General features: G+C 65.5%; 15 protein-coding genes. 7 read left to right on the top strand and 8 right to left on the bottom strand.

Going from position 1 to position 17,017, the window contains the following annotated elements; all coding sequences use genetic code 11:
* Nucleotides 1-128: 128 nt before the first annotated feature.
* Nucleotides 129-1,097: an alpha/beta fold hydrolase gene (locus JQ632_RS30645; protein WP_212406385.1), complete on the bottom strand. Its 969-nt coding sequence runs from the start codon at nucleotides 1,095-1,097 to the stop codon at nucleotides 129-131.
* A gap of 366 nt (nucleotides 1,098-1,463) precedes the next feature.
* Nucleotides 1,464-2,894 carry a TolC family outer membrane protein gene (locus JQ632_RS30640; protein ID WP_212406384.1) on the bottom strand — a complete coding sequence of 477 codons (1,431 nt, stop codon included), beginning with the start codon at nucleotides 2,892-2,894 and terminating at the stop codon, nucleotides 1,464-1,466.
* A gap of 231 nt (nucleotides 2,895-3,125) precedes the next feature.
* On the opposite strand from JQ632_RS30640, the gene JQ632_RS30635 reads away from it, so the two are divergent.
* Complete coding sequence (locus tag JQ632_RS30635) at nucleotides 3,126-4,982, top strand: acetyl-CoA hydrolase/transferase C-terminal domain-containing protein (RefSeq protein ID WP_212406405.1); 1,857 nt, start codon at nucleotides 3,126-3,128, stop codon at nucleotides 4,980-4,982.
* A gap of 4 nt (nucleotides 4,983-4,986) precedes the next feature.
* On the opposite strand, the gene JQ632_RS30630 is transcribed toward JQ632_RS30635, so the two are convergent.
* Nucleotides 4,987-5,766 (bottom strand): enoyl-CoA hydratase, encoded by a 780-nt coding sequence (locus JQ632_RS30630; RefSeq protein WP_212406383.1) that lies wholly within the window; start codon nucleotides 5,764-5,766, stop codon nucleotides 4,987-4,989.
* Nucleotides 5,767-5,877: 111 nt separating this feature from the next.
* Entirely contained in the window at nucleotides 5,878-6,528 is a 651-nt protein-coding gene (locus JQ632_RS30625; protein ID WP_212406382.1) for a hypothetical protein, read from the bottom strand.
* A 288-nt stretch (nucleotides 6,529-6,816) separates the two neighbouring features.
* Here JQ632_RS30625 and JQ632_RS30620 point away from each other — a divergent pair, with 288 nt between their 5' ends.
* Together JQ632_RS30620 and JQ632_RS30615 are read left to right on the top strand one after the other, a co-directional pair.
* Entirely contained in the window at nucleotides 6,817-7,362 is a 546-nt protein-coding gene (locus tag JQ632_RS30620; RefSeq protein ID WP_212406381.1) for a sigma-70 family RNA polymerase sigma factor, read from the top strand.
* A 2-nt stretch (nucleotides 7,363-7,364) separates the two neighbouring features.
* Nucleotides 7,365-8,003 (top strand): NrsF family protein, encoded by a 639-nt coding sequence (locus tag JQ632_RS30615; RefSeq protein ID WP_212406380.1) that lies wholly within the window; start codon nucleotides 7,365-7,367, stop codon nucleotides 8,001-8,003.
* A gap of 7 nt (nucleotides 8,004-8,010) precedes the next feature.
* On the opposite strand, the gene JQ632_RS30610 is transcribed toward JQ632_RS30615, so the two are convergent.
* Both JQ632_RS30610 and JQ632_RS30605 read right to left on the bottom strand, forming a co-directional pair.
* Nucleotides 8,011-9,135: a DUF2336 domain-containing protein gene (locus JQ632_RS30610; RefSeq protein WP_212406379.1), complete on the bottom strand. Its 1,125-nt coding sequence runs from the start codon at nucleotides 9,133-9,135 to the stop codon at nucleotides 8,011-8,013.
* 62 nt (nucleotides 9,136-9,197) lie between these two features.
* Nucleotides 9,198-10,355 carry a GGDEF domain-containing protein gene (locus JQ632_RS30605; protein ID WP_212406378.1) on the bottom strand — a complete coding sequence of 386 codons (1,158 nt, stop codon included), beginning with the start codon at nucleotides 10,353-10,355 and terminating at the stop codon, nucleotides 9,198-9,200.
* Between the two features lie 430 nt (nucleotides 10,356-10,785).
* Here JQ632_RS30605 and JQ632_RS30600 point away from each other — a divergent pair, with 430 nt between their 5' ends.
* The 4 genes from JQ632_RS30600 to JQ632_RS30585 all read left to right on the top strand — a co-directional run bounded on the left by JQ632_RS30600 (nucleotide 10,786) and on the right by JQ632_RS30585 (nucleotide 14,868).
* Entirely contained in the window at nucleotides 10,786-11,355 is a 570-nt protein-coding gene (locus JQ632_RS30600) for a sigma-70 family RNA polymerase sigma factor (RefSeq protein ID WP_212406377.1), read from the top strand.
* Complete coding sequence (locus JQ632_RS30595) at nucleotides 11,352-12,059, top strand: hypothetical protein (protein ID WP_212406376.1); 708 nt, start codon at nucleotides 11,352-11,354, stop codon at nucleotides 12,057-12,059. Before JQ632_RS30600 ends, JQ632_RS30595 begins: the two co-directional genes overlap by 4 nt.
* 14 nt (nucleotides 12,060-12,073) lie before the next feature.
* A complete protein-coding gene (locus tag JQ632_RS30590; protein WP_212406375.1) occupies nucleotides 12,074-13,792 on the top strand; it encodes a S8 family serine peptidase in 1,719 nt (572 codons plus the stop codon).
* Between the two features lie 599 nt (nucleotides 13,793-14,391).
* Nucleotides 14,392-14,868, top strand: coding sequence for a TIGR03809 family protein (locus JQ632_RS30585; protein ID WP_212406374.1), 477 nt, complete (start codon nucleotides 14,392-14,394; stop codon nucleotides 14,866-14,868).
* A gap of 151 nt (nucleotides 14,869-15,019) precedes the next feature.
* Here JQ632_RS30585 and JQ632_RS30580 read toward each other — a convergent pair whose 3' ends face one another.
* Both JQ632_RS30580 and JQ632_RS30575 read right to left on the bottom strand, forming a co-directional pair.
* Nucleotides 15,020-15,334 (bottom strand): GIY-YIG nuclease family protein, encoded by a 315-nt coding sequence (locus tag JQ632_RS30580; RefSeq protein WP_212406373.1) that lies wholly within the window; start codon nucleotides 15,332-15,334, stop codon nucleotides 15,020-15,022.
* 87 nt (nucleotides 15,335-15,421) lie between these two features.
* Nucleotides 15,422-16,792, bottom strand: a complete 1,371-nt coding sequence (locus JQ632_RS30575) for a TIGR03808 family TAT-translocated repetitive protein (protein ID WP_212406372.1) — start codon at nucleotides 16,790-16,792, stop codon at nucleotides 15,422-15,424.
* Nucleotides 16,793-17,017: the final 225 nt, after the last annotated feature.

Genomic DNA, 17,017 nt, shown 5'->3' with positions numbered 1-17,017 from the left:
CCTCCGGTGAAGCTCGAATCCTGGTTGAGTCTAGAGCGTTTTCAAGCGAAGTGGATACCGGTTCGCGTTAAGAAAACGCGTCAAAACAAGAATCTAGAGCTCCGTTCCGATTCTATCGGAACGGAGCTCTAGAGGGTTGTGAGCGCCTTGAGCAGGGCGTCGTTGAATTGATCGGGCGCCTCGATCTGCGGAATGTGACCGAGGCCGGGCAACAGGGTCAGGTGTGCTTGCGGCAACAGAACGTTCAAATCGCGCCCCTGCTCAAGCGGTGTCACGTCGTCCATGTCGCCCCAGAGCAAGGCGACGGGCTGCTTGAGCCGCGCATAGGCGGCGCGGTCCGCGCTTTGTGCGCCCCGGTCGGAGCCGACGAAATAGTACATCCAGTCGGCGATGTCTTGCGTGCTGTTCTGTCGCGTCAGCGGCCTCTGCAGGATCTCGACATATTCCGGCAGCGCGCAATCCTTCTTCGCGATCAGCGACTTCAGGAGCGTCTTGGTCGCCAGCGGGTTGGTGACCGTGAGCGACACCAGCATTTCGCGCAGCCACTTTGGCTTCAGGATCGATGGCGGATCCGAAGGCTCGGTGGTTAGTCCAAGGGCGGCATCGACCAGCACGAGGCTCCGCGCCCGCGCGGGGAAACGCATCACCAGCTCGGTCGCGGCACCCGCGCCAAAGGAATGGCCGACGATGATCGCCGGCTGTGCGTTGAGCCGTTCCAGCACGTCGTTGATGCGCTGCGCCTGATCCTGCCGCGTGTAGCTGCCGGGCCGGTCGGAGAACCCGAACGGTGGCAGGTCGAGCGCGATGACGCGATAGCCCGCGCTCGCGAGCGCATCGATCGTCCGTCGCCACAGCTCGCTCCAGGCTGCCGTGCCGTGGAACAGCACGACCGGGGTTCCGGTGGCCGGCCCCTTCTCCTGAATGAACACCTCGCCCGAGCGCGTCGCCACCCATCGCCCGGTTGCTGGCGCGAGATCGCCGCGCGCGGCGGTCTCGCGAACCGATGCCGCCAGCCGGAATCCGACGAGCACGACAACGACCAGCAAGAGCAGCGCCAGGCAAGCCTTGAGGGTGATGCGGAGAATTTTCGAAATCAAATGGCCCTCAGGCAAATCGACGCAAAGAATCGGCCGCTACTCTAGCCAAGGTAGAGCAGCGAGCCAGCCGCAAAAAGCGAGTGTGCTGATCGTGCGGTTAATGAACTCCCGATGGCGTAGGCCAAAGGGCGGTCCGTCAATAATGATCGGTCTGGAAAATAACCCGGGCCAGGACTTGGAGCGTGACGAACGCGGCCTCAGGCGGACTATCCAATGATGCCATAATACCCCCGATTTGCCCGACGCGTCAAGAAAATTCGTAAAATCCGTAGTGCGTCGCGCCGACCTCACCGGCTACTTTGCATGGGGTTGTTTTCGACATTTTTGTCGACGGCCGCCAAAACCTCGGGCCGAAGCCGATCTAAATCACTGTCCCGACGGCGTGCGCAGGCCGTGCCAGGCGTCGCGGACCTGGTGATAGTGCACCTCAGGCAAATAGTCCGGCGTGTTCAGGTTCAGCGTCTTGACGTCGAGATGGCCGACGGCGCTGAGCAGCGTGTAGGACGCGATCACGCGGTCGCGCAGCGCGCCGATCAGCCGCGCCTTGGCCTGGATCAGATCGGCCTGCGAGTTGAGGACATCGACGGTGGTGCGCTGGCCGCCGGCGGCCTCGCGCTGGACGCCCTGCAACGCGACGGTCGCGGCCTTGACCTCGGATTCGGACGCCTGGACCGCGACCTTGGCGCCTTCATTGGCGACCCACGCGCTGGTCGCCGCCGTGCGCGCCTGGTTGCGCACCTGGTCGAGCACCAGACGGCTTTGCGCGGCGGTTTCCTTGGCTTGCCGGGTTTGCGAGGCCGCCTGGCCGCCGTCATAGATCGGCGCGGTGACATTGGCGACGATGGAGGCCTGGTCGGTGCCGAAGGTGCCCAGCGTCGGGTCGTTGTCGCGGCTCTTGCTGACGCTGCCTTGCACGCCGGCGCTCGGCAGCAGGGCGCCCTCGGCGACGCGGATGTTGGTGGAGGCGACATCGACATCGAAGCTTGCGGCCATGACGGCCGGATGCTCGCGGATCGCCATCGACATGGCATCCTCGCGGCTGCGCGGCAGATAGCGATCGACGACCTCGGCGGGCCGGAGCTGCGAGGGCGCATTGCCGATCACCTGGGCGTAGGTCGCCTGGCTGACGGCGAGCGCGACCTCGGCGGCGTTGAGATCGGCAAGGCCGCGGTTGAGGCGCGCCTCGGCCTGCGCGGAGTCGGTCGGGGTAACGTCGCCGGCATTGAGCCGGCGCTGGGTCACGGCGAGCGTCTCGCGCAGGAACGCGACGTTGGAGCGTTGCGCCTCGACCAGCGACTGGTTGGCCAGCACGTTGGTGTAGGCGGTCACCGCATCGAGCAGCACGCCCTGGCCGACATTGCGCAGCGCCTCGCGGCCGGACTGCACCTGGAGTTCCGCCACCCGCACGCTGTTGGCGGTCCGGAAGCCGTTGAATAGGTTCTGCGTCACGGTGACGCCGATCACCCAGGGCTTTAGTGTCGCAGTCTGAACGGTATTGTTGGGGAGCAGGTCGCGGACTGCCTGGAGGCCGGCGCTCAGGCTGGCCACGATCTGCGGCCGGTAGCCGGCGAGTGCCTGTGGCACGTTCTCGTCGGTCGCGCGCTGGCGGGCCCGCTCGGCATTGAGCGCCGGATTGGTCTGGTAGGCCTTGGCCAGGGCTTCGGGCAGCGCCTCGGCGGATGCGGTGACCGGCAGGGCGCATGACATCGCGAGCGCGGTCCATGCAGCAAAGACAAGACCCACGCCCGATCGCCGCCGCGTGCTCACGCGACCAGTCCTGGCGGCATGCCTGTTCATCAAATCCCGCAAAACCCCGGCTGTCCGCCCCCGCCGATGGCGGCCCTGTTACCTGTTTAGCGGTCACCGGTCCCGCAGGCAAACTGCCGCAGATGAAACCCCCATGAAATCCGTGCTTGTTGCAGGTTCGTCACAGACGAATCTCTCAGGCAGATACGTTATAGGAGGCAGCCGGTACCTCCCGATTCCGAGGACCGCCATACTGCCACCTTGGTCCGGGCCCCGCGGATGATGCCAAAGCAGTTCTCCGACGCCGACGCTCTTGCGGAGGACATCATTCGCGATGTCGGGTCTGACCTCGTGGTCGGGCTGCCGCTTGGTCTCGGCAAGGCCAATCACGTCGTCAATGCGCTCTATGCACGTGCCAGCGCGGATCCTTACATCAAGCTGACACTGCTCTCGGCGTTGACGCTGGAAAAGCCGAAGCCGAAAGGCCTGATCGAGCGCCGCTTCATTGCGCCCGTGATCGACCGCCTGTTCGGTGGCTATCCCGATCTCGCCTATGCCGGTGCGCTGCGCAACGGCAGCCTGCCGTCCAACGTCTCCGTCATCGAGTTCTTCTTCCTCGCCGGGCGCTGGCTGCACGTGCCAGCGGCACAGCAGAACTACATCTCGGCCAACTACACCCACGCAGCGTCCTATCTGCTGGCGCGCGGAATGAACGTCGTCACGCAACTCGTGGCCAAGCGTATCGTCGACGGCGTGCCGCGCTACAGCCTGTCCTGCAACACCGACACCACGCTGGACGTGCTGCGCGAGCGCCGCGCCGGCCGCGCCTCGTTCCGGCTGATCGCCCAGGTGAATTCCGAGTTGCCGTTCATGCCGGGGGCAGGCGATCTCGCAGCGGACGAGTTCAGCGCGGTGCTCGACAGCCCCGCTACCGATTTTCCGTTGTTTGCGCCACCCTCCGAGCCGATCTCGGACACCAAATACGCCATCGGCCTGAACGCGGCCGCGCTGGTGCGCGACGGCGGCACGCTGCAGATCGGCATCGGGCAGATCGGTGACGCGCTGGCGCAGGGCTTGATCCTGCGTCACCGCGAGGGCGCTGCCTTTCACGAGATCCTGACGCGGCTTTCGCCCGCGCGTCCGGCCATCGCGCGGGAGAGCGGGGCCTTCGATATCGGCCTCTACGGCGTCAGCGAAATGCTGACCGAGGCGTTCATCGGTCTGTTCGACGGTGGCATTCTCAAGCGTGCGGTCGATGGCGTCGTGCTGCACGGCGCCTTCTTTCTCGGCCCAAAATCCTTCTATCGCGCATTGCGCGAGATGCCGGCCGAGCAGATTGCGCGCATCCAGATGATGCCGGTGTCGTTCACCAACGCGCTCTATGGCGATGAGGAAGCCAAGCGCCGCGCGCGCGTCGATGCGCGCTTCATCAACAATGCGATGATGGCGACGCTACTGGGTGCGGCCGTGTCCGACGGCCTCGAGGACGGCGAGGTGGTGAGCGGCGTCGGCGGGCAATACAATTTCGTCGCGCAGGCTTTTGCGCTCCGGGACGCGCGCTCCGTGCTGACGCTCGAGGCGACGCGGCAGGGCCGCAAAGTGCAGTCCAACATCCTCTGGCGCTACGGCCACCAAACCATCCCGCGGCATCTGCGCGACGTCTTCGTCACCGAATACGGCGTCGCCGATGTCAGGGGGCAGTCGGATGCCGATGTGATCGCGGCAATGCTCGCGATATCAGACTCGCGTTTTCAGGACGAGCTGATGCGAACCGCGAAGGACGCCGGCAAGCTGCCGCGGGCTTACGAGATTCCAGCCATCCATCGCGACAATAATCCGGAGCGGATCGCGCGTGCGCTGAAGCCTGCGCGCGAGTCAGGCCTCCTGCCGTCGTTTCCGTTCGGCTCCGACTTCACGGATGTCGAGCAGCGCCTGATCCCGGCGCTGCAGGTCTTGCAGGCCGCGCAGCGATCGCCGCGCGAGCTCGCTGTCCTGTTGTGGCAGGGACTGATGCACACGCCTGATGCGGCCGACCACGAGGCCCTCGCACGCCTTGGCCTCGATCGCCCCAAGACGTGGCCCGAGCGCGGCTACCGCGCGCTGGTGAGCGCGGCTTTGGTGCGCAGCCGCGCCGTCTAACTGTCTATCGGTTCTTGTTCACCGGCTTGCGCTTCTCGATGAAGGCCGCCATGCCCTCGGAACGGTCTTCCAGCGCGAAGGTCGCGTGGAACAGGTTGCGCTCGACGCTCATGCCTTCGGCGAGCGTGGTCTCGAAGGCGCGGTTGACGGCCTCCTTGGCCATTGCGGTTGCCGGGCGCGACATCGATGCGATCTTCTCGGCCGCCGCCATCACCTCGTCCATCAGCTTGTCGGCCGGCACGATGCGGCTGACGAGGCCGCTGCGCTCGGCCTCCGCCGCATCCATCATGCGGCCGGTGAGGCAGAGGTCCATCGCCTTGGATTTGCCGATCGCGCGCGTCAGGCGCTGCGTGCCGCCGATGCCGGGGATGGTGCCGAGCGTGATCTCGGGCTGGCCGAACTTTGCGGTGTCGGCGGCGATGATGATGTCGCACATCATCGCCAGCTCGCAGCCGCCGCCGAGCGCATAGCCGGCAACCGCCGCAATGGTCGGCTTGCGGCAGCGCGCGACGCGGTCGCCGCCGATCGCGGCAAAATCCTCGGAGAACATGTCGATGAAGCCTTTTGGCTGCATCTCCTTGATGTCGGCGCCGGCGGCAAAGGCCTTTTCGCTGCCGGTGATGACGATACAGCCGATCGCGTCATCGGCCTCGAGATCGTCGACGGCGGCCGCGATCTCGCGGAACACGCCGAACGAGAGCGCATTGAGCATCTTTGGACGGTTCAGCTTGACGATGCCGACCGCGCCCTGGCTTTCGACGATGATGTGTTCGAACGTGCTCATGCTCCACCCACGCTTTTGATTGGGCGGGCAATTTGCCTCCTGGCGCGGTGGGCTTCAAGAGGGCGGGACGCGCGAGCCGCGCGGCCCGGTACTAGCTGTCAGGCCAAAAACCTACGCCATGAACATGCGCGCGGCCGAAGCCAGCGTCAAAAGCGCACCGAAACCGATGAAGATCTTGCCGATCAGGGAGGTCTGGTCCCAGGTCGAGCTGTCGCTGCTCGCTGACGCCATGACCGGTGCGGGGCGCGGCTGCGCCTCGACGGCGGCAACCGCCGTCTTCTGGGCCGGCGGATTGTCCTGGAGCAGGGCGCGATCGGCCTCGCTGAGCTGGTCGGATGCAACGGGCTGGCCGGCGGCCTTATCGGCGGCTGCGGCCTGGACGTTGTCATTGGCCTGCGCGGTCATCGCCGTCGCGCTGGCCGCAAGCGGCGTATCGGCGGCGGCGAGCTGCGCATTCGCGTTGGCAATGGATGCAGGCATCATGCTCGACGCCGCGACGGCGTCGGTGGCCGCCGTGCTCGCCGTGTCCTTCTTGTCGGTCTTGCCGGCCTTGTCGTCGTCCGATTTCTGGGCCGACTTGCTGGTCCGGGTGCGGGCGTAGTGACGCCGGTGTTTGGTGTACCTGACCGCGTCGGTCGACTTGCTGGCGCCGTCCTCTTTGGTGCTGGCCGGAGCAGCGGGAGCCGCGTGCAGCGCGCCCCCGAGAGCCACGAAAAGCCCGGTGAGTAGGATCAATGCCGTACGCCCACTGGCTACGCTCATCTTGATGATCTCCCCAAATCCGCCCGTCCCGGTTGCGAACAGAGACCCTGGGGCATGACGACAGCGGGGCAAAAAAAGGGAATCTTCGGGCTTGAGCGGGCAAAAGCGGGGCAATCGCCACCGACACACCCAGCGCGACGGGTGCCAGGTCGACCGAACGGTGTTATGAGCCTCCCGGCCTTTAGGCCCGGCAGGCTTCGGGGCGGGCCCGTTGATCACGAGTTCGTGATCTGCGGAGCCGGGCGTAACAAATTGATCAAGCGGCCGAATTGCTAGGTGGGAGCGCGCGTGCGCGGACGTGATGACGAGTGGACCGGCCTGATGCGGTCGGCCATGGCGGGGGATGATGCAGTGTATCATCGCCTGCTGAAGGCGGTCACGCCGGTGCTGCGGGCTGCCGCCAGGCGCGGTCTGGCGCGGGCCGGGCAGCCGGTCGATCAATCCGAGGATATCGTGCAGGACATTCTGTTGGCGGTCCATCTGAAGCGGCACACCTGGGACAGCGAAGCGCCCTTCGCGCCGTGGCTGTTCGCGATCGCCCGCAACAAGCTGATCGACGCGCTCCGCAAGCGCGGCAAGCGCGTCTTCGTCAACATCGACGATTTCACCGAGATCCTGCCGGGCGAAGCGCCAGAGGAGACGGCATCGGCGAGCGAGGTTGCGGCCCAGCTCAGCACGCTGCCGCAGCGCCAGCGCGACGTGCTCCAGTCGATCGCGGTCGATAGCGCCTCGATCAAGGACACGGCCGCCAAATTCGCGATGAGCGAAGGCGCGGTGCGGGTGGCCCTGCACCGGGGACTTGCCGCGCTCACCGCCAAATTGCGGGACCGCTAGCCATGGATACCGATCAACTCATCCGCACGCTCGCCGCCGACAACGCCCATCGCGCGCCGCGCGTGGGCGCCGTGCTGACGCTGGCGCTTCTTGTGGCCGCGCCGCTGTCGATCCTGATCTTCGCGACCTTCCTCGGCATGCGGCCGGATGTCATGAGCGCGATGCACAATCCGTTCTTCGACATGAAGTTCGCGGTCACGCTGTCGCTGGCGATCCCCGCGATCATCGTCAGCCTGCATCTGTCGCGGCCCGAGGCGCTGATGCGTGGCTGGGGCTGGCTGCTGTTGCTGCCCGTCGGGCTGCTCGCGGTCGCAATCGGCGGCGAGGCGATGATGGCGCCGGCCATGCCGATGTCGATGCGGCTGGTGGGCAAGAATTCGAGAGTCTGCCTGCTTGCGATCCCCGCGATGTCGCTGCCGCTGCTGGCTGGCGCGCTGTTCGGGCTGCGCCATGGTGCGCCGTCGCGGCCTGCGCTCGCCGGCGCGCTCGCCGGATTGTTGTCGGCGGGACTGGCGGCGACGCTCTACGCCTCGCACTGCACCGACGATTCGCCCCTGTTCGTGGCGACCTGGTACACGCTCGCCACCGCGCTCGTGGCGGCGATCGGTGCGCTCGCGGGTTCGAGAGTTCTCAGATACTAGGCGCCGCTTACGCCACCGGCGCCGGGCTTTCCGTATTCTGCTGCATGCGGTGGAAGCGCAGCACTTGTTGCGCCGTCGAGCTGCGCAGCGCGTCATAGGTGTCGCGCGCCGCCAGCATATCCGTCGGCGAGCCGCCGGACAGCTTGTCGCGCATCGTGATGACCGCGCGCACGCTTGACCACGACATGCCCGCGACCTTGGCAAGGATCATCACGCCCTCGGTGCGGCTCTCGATCATCATGTTCTCGGCGACCCCGACCGCGACACCGGCAAGTGCGGCGAGCGCGGCATTGGTCTCGTCGAACTTGCCCTGTTCGGCGAAGGTCGTGACCTGGTGCTCGTTGAGCCGGCCGTCCTCGAACAGCGATCGCACCAGCGCGCGCGCCATCTCGGTCTGCCGGGTCATGGCTGCCGCGCGGATGCGCTGGCTCGCTTCCTGGACCGCACTGGAGATCGCGTCGGCCTGGCCGGGATTTGCCGCCTCCAGCTTCCGGCGCACGCTCAGTGACGCTTTTGCGACCAGCTTCAGGTAATGATGGCGTGGCAGGTCGGGGCGCAGGCCCACGCAGGTCGCGAGATCGTCGTCGCGTTCGGCGCGCGTGACCAGTTCGGTGAGGCTGCCTTCGGAGAAATGCGCGCCCGGATTGCTGACGGTGGACTGGACGACCTCATCGTTGCCACGCGCGACCAGCACGTCGGTGAGCGCGTCGGACAGCACGCGCCGCATCGAAATCGCCTTCAAATGCGCCTGGCTCTTGCTGCGCGCGATCTCGATCAGCGTGGCCTCGTCGAGCCGCTCCGACTTCGTCAGCACGGGACCTGCGACCTCGATGACGTCCTCGAGCGCGAGCGTGCGGACGATCCTTGGCGGCGCCATATGCATCGGCGCCAGCCGAACGGAAAGCAGCGCCTTGGCCTCGGTCTCGATGTGCTCGACGAGGCACTGGAAGACGTCGTCGAACAGGCCGATCTGCTCGTCGGAATAATCCACCGCACCGTTGATGAAGAGATCGGTGACGCGGCGCAGCGTCTCCACGCGACGGGCGACCGTACCGTGGGACAATGTGGCCTGGAGCTCGTCAAGAAGGTTGTCGGTCGGCTTGGCAGCTTTATTCGCAGACTTGAATTTCATAGCCCTATCCTGGAGCGTTCGACCCGGCCGCGCTCCTCCGCGCCCGGGAACAGATCAATCAGTCAACTAGCGGCAATACGGTTGCGTCCTCGCGCCTTGGCGGAATACAGCGCGCTGTCGGCGCGCGCGAGAAATGTATCGGCATTATCGTTTTCGCGCAGCGCCGCGACCCCGGCGGAAATCGTCACGCGCATGTCGGGCGAGAACGCGCTCCAGTCGAGATCGGCGACGATCGTGCGCAGCCGGTCGAGGATGCGGGCGGCGGCGTCGCCTGCCGTGTCGGGCAGGAGCAGCAGGAATTCCTCGCCGCCATAGCGGCCGAAACGGTCGACCGGGCGGATGTTGGCGAAGACGGTGATGGCGAAGGTGCGCAACACCTCGTCGCCGATCGGATGGCCGTGGGCGTCGTTGATGCGCTTGAACCAGTCGAGGTCGATCAGCGCGATCGCGCAGGGCGTTTCCGCGTTGCGTGCGTGCGCGATCTGCTCGTCGAGCAGGCGCATGATGCAGCGGCGATTATAGGAGCCGGTCAGCTCGTCGAGCTCGGCGAGCTCCTCGATGCGCTGGTAGGCCGCCTTGAGCTCGATGCTGCGCGTGTAGAGGATCTTGCGCAGCGTACTGCCGAACAGTCCGAGGAATGAGCACTGGCCGATCACCAGGACGAAACACAGCATCGAGGCGACCCGCTCGAGGCGTGTCGCGACCGGCAGCCCGATCGGCAGGTCCGTGAACACGAACACCGTCACGAGACCGGCGGTGGCAAGTGCCCACGTCGTCATCGCCTGGCGCGACGTCATGCGCAGCGTGCCGAATGCGAAGATCAGGAACAGGACGCTGATGAAGCAGATTCCGATCGTCGGCACCGACAGCAGGAACACGAGCTGCAGCGTCATGTGCGCGGTGATCTGGTAGACCGTGAGATAGTGATCGGTGAACCGGTCCTCGAAGCCGCTCTCGGACAGCACGGTGAAGGCGCCGATGATCATCAGTCCGCCGAGCCAGAACAGGGACGGCACGATCATCGCGATCGCCCCGTCATAGGCGTAGAGCAGCAGGACGGAGGCGCCGAAGGAGTAGCTGACGACCTGGGTCGCATACATCTGCCGGCGCTGCCGGACGCGGCGCGCACTCACCTCGGGCGTCACGGCGCTCGCGCCGAGCGTGATCTCGGCGACCTCGGCGGCCGTACGGTCCGGGGAGAACGACGCGGGAGTGCCCATGGTCTCGCTGCTGATGAACGGAGATCAAAAATCTACGTGGGAAGCCTTTAGGTTTGGTATCCTTTGGCGCCGAATCCGGTCCTGCCGCACAGGCAATGGCCTTGATCGGCAACGGGAATTAGCGAGCGGTTAGGTATCGGCCGGCAATCCGGCCGGACCCGTCCGCCGGAAGCGCTGCACAAGGCTGTGCTATGGATCGAGGCTTGGTAAGGTCACCCGGGCTTGCCGGGCGCGCCGCAGGGAAATGTTTCAGTATCATGTTACCGATTTCTGGGATGGGCGCCGGCCGGCGCCTTTCACGATCGCAAGAAAATGGGCTTGTGTGGGGTAGGTCACACAGGCGACCGCATGATTGCGGTAGATTGAAGAATCTTGCGGCACCCGTCGAACCGTCCGCGGTTTCCTCCCGACCAACTTTGCGAGACGGCCTTTGAGCGTGACACAGGCGGCTACGGACGAGGTCCTGATCGCCCGGATCGCCCAAGGCGACCGGCTCGCTATGCAGGTGCTGTACGGGCGGCATCATGTCAGGGTGTATCGCTTCGGGCTGAGGCTCGTGCGGGACGAGCAGACGGCGGAAGACCTCATCAGCGAGGTGTTTCTCGACGTTTGGCGTCAGGCCGGCAAGTTCGAAGGCCGATCCGCTGTTTCCACCTGGCTGCTGGCAATCACCCGGTTCAAGGCTCTCTCTGCGCTCCGGCGCAGGAAGGACCTCGAATTGGACGACGAGGCCGCCAACGCGATCGAGGATTCGTCCGATGATCCGGAAACGGCGGTTCAGAAGAAGGATACCAGTGAAGCGTTGCGGGAGTGCCTGACGGGACTTTCGCCGGAACATCGGGAAATCGTCGATCTTGTCTACTACCACGAGAAGTCCGTGGAGGAGGTGGCCGAAATCGTCGGGATACCGGAGAACACTGTGAAGACGCGCTTGTTCTATGCGCGCAAGAAACTGGCCGAACTGCTGAAGGCAGCCGGCGTTGAGCGAGGCTGGCCATGATGGCTTTGAGCAAGAGAATGCTGGACCAAGAGCCCAGTGAGATTGAAGTTCTGCTGCCTTGGCATGCTGCCGGCACGCTGAACGCCCGCGACGCCCGCCGCGTCGAGGAAGCGCTCGCCCGGGATCCGGAGCTCGCGAAGCAATATGCCGCCATCCGCGAGGAACTCGCCGAGACCATTCATTTGAACGAAAGCCTGGGAGCGCCGTCGGGGCGCGCCATGCAGAAGCTGTTTGCGGCGATCGACGCCGAACCGGCACGCGTGGGAAACGCGACCGTTAGCCTGTCGGCGCGGATTGCAGCGTTTTTCTCCAGCCTGTCGCCGCGCACGCTCGCCTGGTCGGCAAGCCTGGGCGCGTTCGCGCTGGTGTTGCAGGCCGGTATCATCGGCGCCGTGCTGGTGAAGAACCAGTCGTCCACGTTCCAGACCGCGTCGCTGAGCACCAGCGAGTCCGTCACGCGCGCGCTCGGGCCGCAAGCGGCCGCGCCGGCCGCTGCGCACGCTTTGGTGCGCTTCACGCCGGATGCCCGCGTCGCCGACATCACCGCGCTGCTCGACAGCTATCAGGCCTCGATCGTCGACGGGGCCAAGGGCGGCATGTTTCGCCTGCAATTCGCCAAGGCGATGAGCCAGGACGAGCTGAACGGGCTGCTTGGCAAGATGCAGCGCGAGAAGATCGTCAACCTGGCCGTGGCGGCGCCCTGAGGCGCCCTGAGCTTATGACGCAGAGGTCCGAGAGAGGCTTGAGAGCGGGGGTCTGCGCTTCGTCGGTCGGCGCGGCGCTTCTGCTCGGCGCCTGCCTCGGTATCGAGGTCGCCCATGCGCAGGCGATCATGCGCACGCCGACGATCAACATTCCGTCCCGGACGCCCACCGTCACCACCAACATCGCTCCGCGCGTCACGCCGAACATCGCGGGCAGGGTGGTCACGAGTGTCGACCGTGGTCCCGGTATCGCGCTGCGACCGGGCGGGCTCAGCGCGATCAATGCCGCGCGGCCCACCATGCCCTATGCGCGCTATTCGCCCAACCTCTATCCATCCTGCACCGCGCCTTACCGCGACGCCAACGGCGAATGCATCGACCAGCCGAATGCGGGTGGCGACGGCGGGTCCGGCAAGACCGGCAAGAAGAGCGCGGGCAACGGACGCCGCAACAACACCACGCAGGCCGCGGTCAATCTCAGGACCTTTGCCAACGAATTCGTGGCCGAGATGGACGTGCGCACGTCGCCGGCCGATGCCGACGAGTTTGCGCGCCGCCACGGCCTGACGCGGCTTGCGCTGGAGAACTTTCCGCTGATCGGCGCGACCTTCGGTCTGTTCCGCATCGCCGACGGCCGGCCTTACGACACCGTGCGCCGCGAGATCGTGGCGGACGGCAGTGTGCGGTCGCTGCAGGAAAATTTCCGCTACGTGCTGCAGGACCAGAAGGCGGGCGTCCCGACCGAGGGCGATCCGGCGCAATATGCGCTGGCAAAACTCCGCCTGCCGCAGGCGCATATGCTGGTGCATGGCGCCAATGTGACGGTTGCGGTGATCGATTCCGGCGTCGATGCCAGGCATCCCGAGCTCGCCAATTCGATTTCCGACAATTTCGACGCGCTGGGAAGCCAGGAAGGCCCCCATATTCATGGCACCGGCATTGCCGGGGCGATCGTCGCGCATGGGCGGCTGATGGGCAGTGCGCCTGAGGCGCGCATCATCGCGATCCGTGCTTTCGGCGGCACCACGGGAGGCGCGGAAAGCAGCTCCTACGTGATCCTGAAATCGTTGAACTACGCCGCCGAGCACGGCGCGCAGATCGTCAACATGAGCTTCGCCGGTCCGAAGGACGCGGTGATCGAGCGCGCGATCGCAGCAACCGCTGCGCGCGGGCTGGTGCTGATTGCGGCCGCCGGTAACGCCGGCGCAAAATCGCCGCCGCTCTATCCGGCCGCCAATCCGAACGTGATCGCGGTGAGCGCGACCGACGCGCAGGACAAACTGTTCACGGCGTCGAATCGCGGCAACTACATCGCGCTCGCGGCTCCCGGCGTCGATATCTTCCTGCCGGCACCTGATGGCAAATATCAGATGACTTCGGGCACCTCGTTCTCGGCCGCCTATGTCAGTGGCGTCGCGGCGCTTCTCCTGGAACGCAATTATGCGCTGAAGCCGGAAGCGCTGCGCATGACGCTTGCGAAGACGGCCCGCGACCTGGGAACACCGGGGCGTGATGATCTGTTCGGCGACGGCCAGGCCGATGCTTACGCCGCCGTGATGGCCGTTCCGGTCGACGGTGCAACACCGATGGCGGCAGCACCCGGTACAACTAAACGTGAAGATGCGTCGGAACGTCGCGAAGAGCCGGGAACGCGCGCGCTGGAACAGCCGTCGCCGACCATGGCGTCCGATAAATCCACGGTTTCTCAGGCGGATAGGCCTGCGACACGATAGTCGCCGCAAGCGTCTGCGCGCGCCGCGAAGTCTTAAGAAATCCCACCACGCCGTTGAACGTTCGGCTCAGTGCCACGACCAAATAATGTGGGAGCGGTCATCCCTCCCCATCAGTCATATTAGGCGCGAGCGCCCATCCACCCCAAGCGCCCATATGGCTCGACCCGTCCGGTTGTCCCCCCGGACGGGTCTTTTCTTTTTGGGGCTGCCTTTCAGAGCGAGAGCGTTTTCGAGCGAAGTTGACTCCGGTTCGCGTCAAGAAAACGCGTCAAAAAGAATCTAGAGCCCCGCTCCGGTCCCATCGGAACGGAGAGGGTTCAATTCGCTTTTCAGCCCAAAGTTGATCCGTACGCGCGAAGGCCTTGCCCGCCGCCGCGCGTGCCGCGCCGCAACGCTTCCATGCCTGTGGGTGGCTTGACTCGTAAGATCCTGAAAACTCCGCACGACTACGGTTTTCGGTGACGCAAATTGCGTCCTTGCTGGACAAGTCAAAACTTTTCCACAAAATAATCCCGTCGCGTCCAAAGTGATTCGTGTGCGTTGCGTCTCGCGTCCGTAGTTCTCTCCTCACGGGCTGACTCATGACACATCGCCAAGACGTGGCTCGCGGCCGCGCTGTCGCCGCGCGCTGGTGCGCGCTCGCCGAACAGCGACTGGAACATCTCACCGAAATGTTCGAGACCGGACGCTGGCGTCGCTACCATTCCGAACTCGCCTTTCTCGAAAACATCCAGGAAGCCAAGCGCGCGGTGCAGACCTGGCGTGCCCTTGCCACGGGCGAGGAGGTGCCCCCGCCGCCCGGGCCAGTCTCGCTGGGGTGGTTCCCGGCGGCGACCTCGCGCTTGGCCCAGCCGCTGGAGCAAGCGCATACCGTGCAGCCGAAGGCCATCCATATCGAGCCGGACAAGGCGGTGCCGGTCGAACTGGACAGCATGGCCCATCGTCTGGCCGAAATTGCCGAAGCGCCGATCGCGCCAGCCATCGAGCCGCCGCCGATCCCGGAGAGCGTGGTCGAATTCACCTTCAACCTCGACGGCATCGAGGCAAGGTACCCGCTGCTCAGGAACGCGTTCTGAGGGGCAGCTCATCAAGGCTTCAGGCGTCCTCTCCGGTCCCGTCATCCCCGCGCAACGGCGAAGCCGTTGTCGCTGGAGGTGCGAGCCCTGCGGTGCAGGGCACCGCAGGGCGAGCCTCGAAGGATGAACGGCCCGTCAGCAACAACAGCGCTCAACATTGCTTCCTCGGTCTGGGTGCACCTGCTCGCCGTCGCGCGAGTTGGCTCACGGTTTTCCAATCCGAGCGAATGAGCGCCTCCTTCTTGGCGCGGCTCCAGCCCTTGAGCTGCCGCTCTGCGGCAATGCCGTCGGTAATTCGGTCGAAGTGCTCCGACCACACCAGGACGACCGGACGTCTCGAGTGGGTATATCCCGGATACGCACCCGCGTTGTGCTCGTCGACCCGCTTGGAAACGTCATCGCCGGTAGCGCTTCCAATGTAGAAAGAGCCGTCCGCGCATCGCAACATGTAGACATAGATGCCCACAACGTCAGCCTTCGAGGCTCCCCGCGCGGTGCTGCGCACCGCACGGCTCGCACCTCAGGATGACGGCAGCATGCGTGTTGTCAACGCCTAGCGCCGCACCACATTTCCGCCGACTACCACTTGCGCAAAGCGCTGTGCGCCGTCGGCGGAGAGATCCGTCGTGACGGTGCGGGCGTGGTCGAGGCCGACGACCGCGCCGAGCGGCGTCTCCGAGATCATGTTGTTGTTGACGAGCGCGGTGCCGGCGCCCGACACGACGGACACGCCGATGCCTGCCAGCGCCTTCCGGACGACGTTGCCTGATATCACGACGTCCCGGAGATATTTGCCCCAACCCGCGACGATGCCGTAGGACGGCGCGTTCTCGACCACGTTGCCGGTGACGGAACTGTCCGCCTCGACATAGATCCCGACCCCGGCGTCGTCGTCGGGCGCGGTGCCGATCGGCCGTTTCGGGATCAGGTTGCGGATGATGTTGCCCTGGACCACCGCGATGCGGCCGCCTTCGTTGAAATTGCAGACGGAGACGCCGACTGCCGCACCATCGACCGTGTTGTTGGCGATCACGGCGGCCTCGAAGGCGAATTCCGAATAGAGCGCGACCTCGCGCACGTCGCTGACGCTGTTGCCAGTGATGTGGATGTTCGAGGCCGAATTGCCGCGCACGGCGGAATAGTCGCAATTCTTGATGCGATTCCCGCGCACGATCACGTTGCCGGCGCGGAACGCGTTGATGGCATTGCCGTACTGGCCGGAGCCGCCGGGGCCCGCCTTGATGTCCTCGATGCGGTTGTCGGCCACCAGCGTGCCGTCGTCGCCGATGGCGGTGCGCAGGATCTCGATGCCGTTGTCGTTGGTGCCTTGAATCGTGTTGCGCGACACACTCAGGCCCTTGGCGTCGAACGACACCACCGCCGTTACCGCGATGTTGCTAAAAATGTTGCTGGAGATGTCGCCAAAGATCTGCTCGAGCCAGATGCCGCTGCCGCCGCTGCCCTTGATCTCGCAATCGGTGATGCGGACGTCGCGTCCGCCGAGGCAATGGATCAGCCCGCGTCGCGTCGGCAGCGGAATGGCGCCGCCGTCGAAGGTGATCCCGGTGAGACCGATGCTGTCGGCGCCTTCGCTGAGAATGATTGAGGGGCCGCCGGTGAACACCAGTTTGGTCGCACCGCGCACCCCGATCAGTTGCGCGCCGCTCGGCAGGCGCAAGAGCCCGGTGCGGTAGACACCGGGCGGCAGCGCCAGCGGGACTTGCGCACGCGCGGCCTCGTCGATGGCGCGTTGCAGGGGGCGCGTCTGATCCTCGTTGCTGCCGGGACGCACGCCGTATTGCGTCGCGTCGCGGCCAAGCAGCGACGTCAGCGGTGCCGCGCGTGCGGCGTCAGTGGGCATGGCGACCGCCCCGGCGACGCCGGCGGCCGTGGCTCCGATGAGATGGCGGCGATTGACGTTCATGGCGCGTCCTCCGGCGGACGCGGGGCGTCCGCGAGCGTTAGGTAGCGCAGAAATGGGGCAGGGCGGCCGGAGGCGAGGAGGGAGAGGGGTGATAGTTGCCGGTAGGGTTAAATGTTTACCCCACGAGAGGTGCCGTAGGGTGGGTTAGCTTTGGTCTCTCAGGAGGTTGTCCATCTGGTCTGAACCGAGGAAGCTGAGGTTGCGAAGCTTCAGTGTTCCAGGGAG

Origin of the sequence: Bradyrhizobium liaoningense, assembly GCF_018130955.1 — a bacterium.
Taxonomy (GTDB): Bacteria; Pseudomonadota; Alphaproteobacteria; order Rhizobiales; family Xanthobacteraceae; genus Bradyrhizobium; species Bradyrhizobium liaoningense_C.
This window is presented reverse-complemented; position numbering and strand designations above follow the sequence as displayed.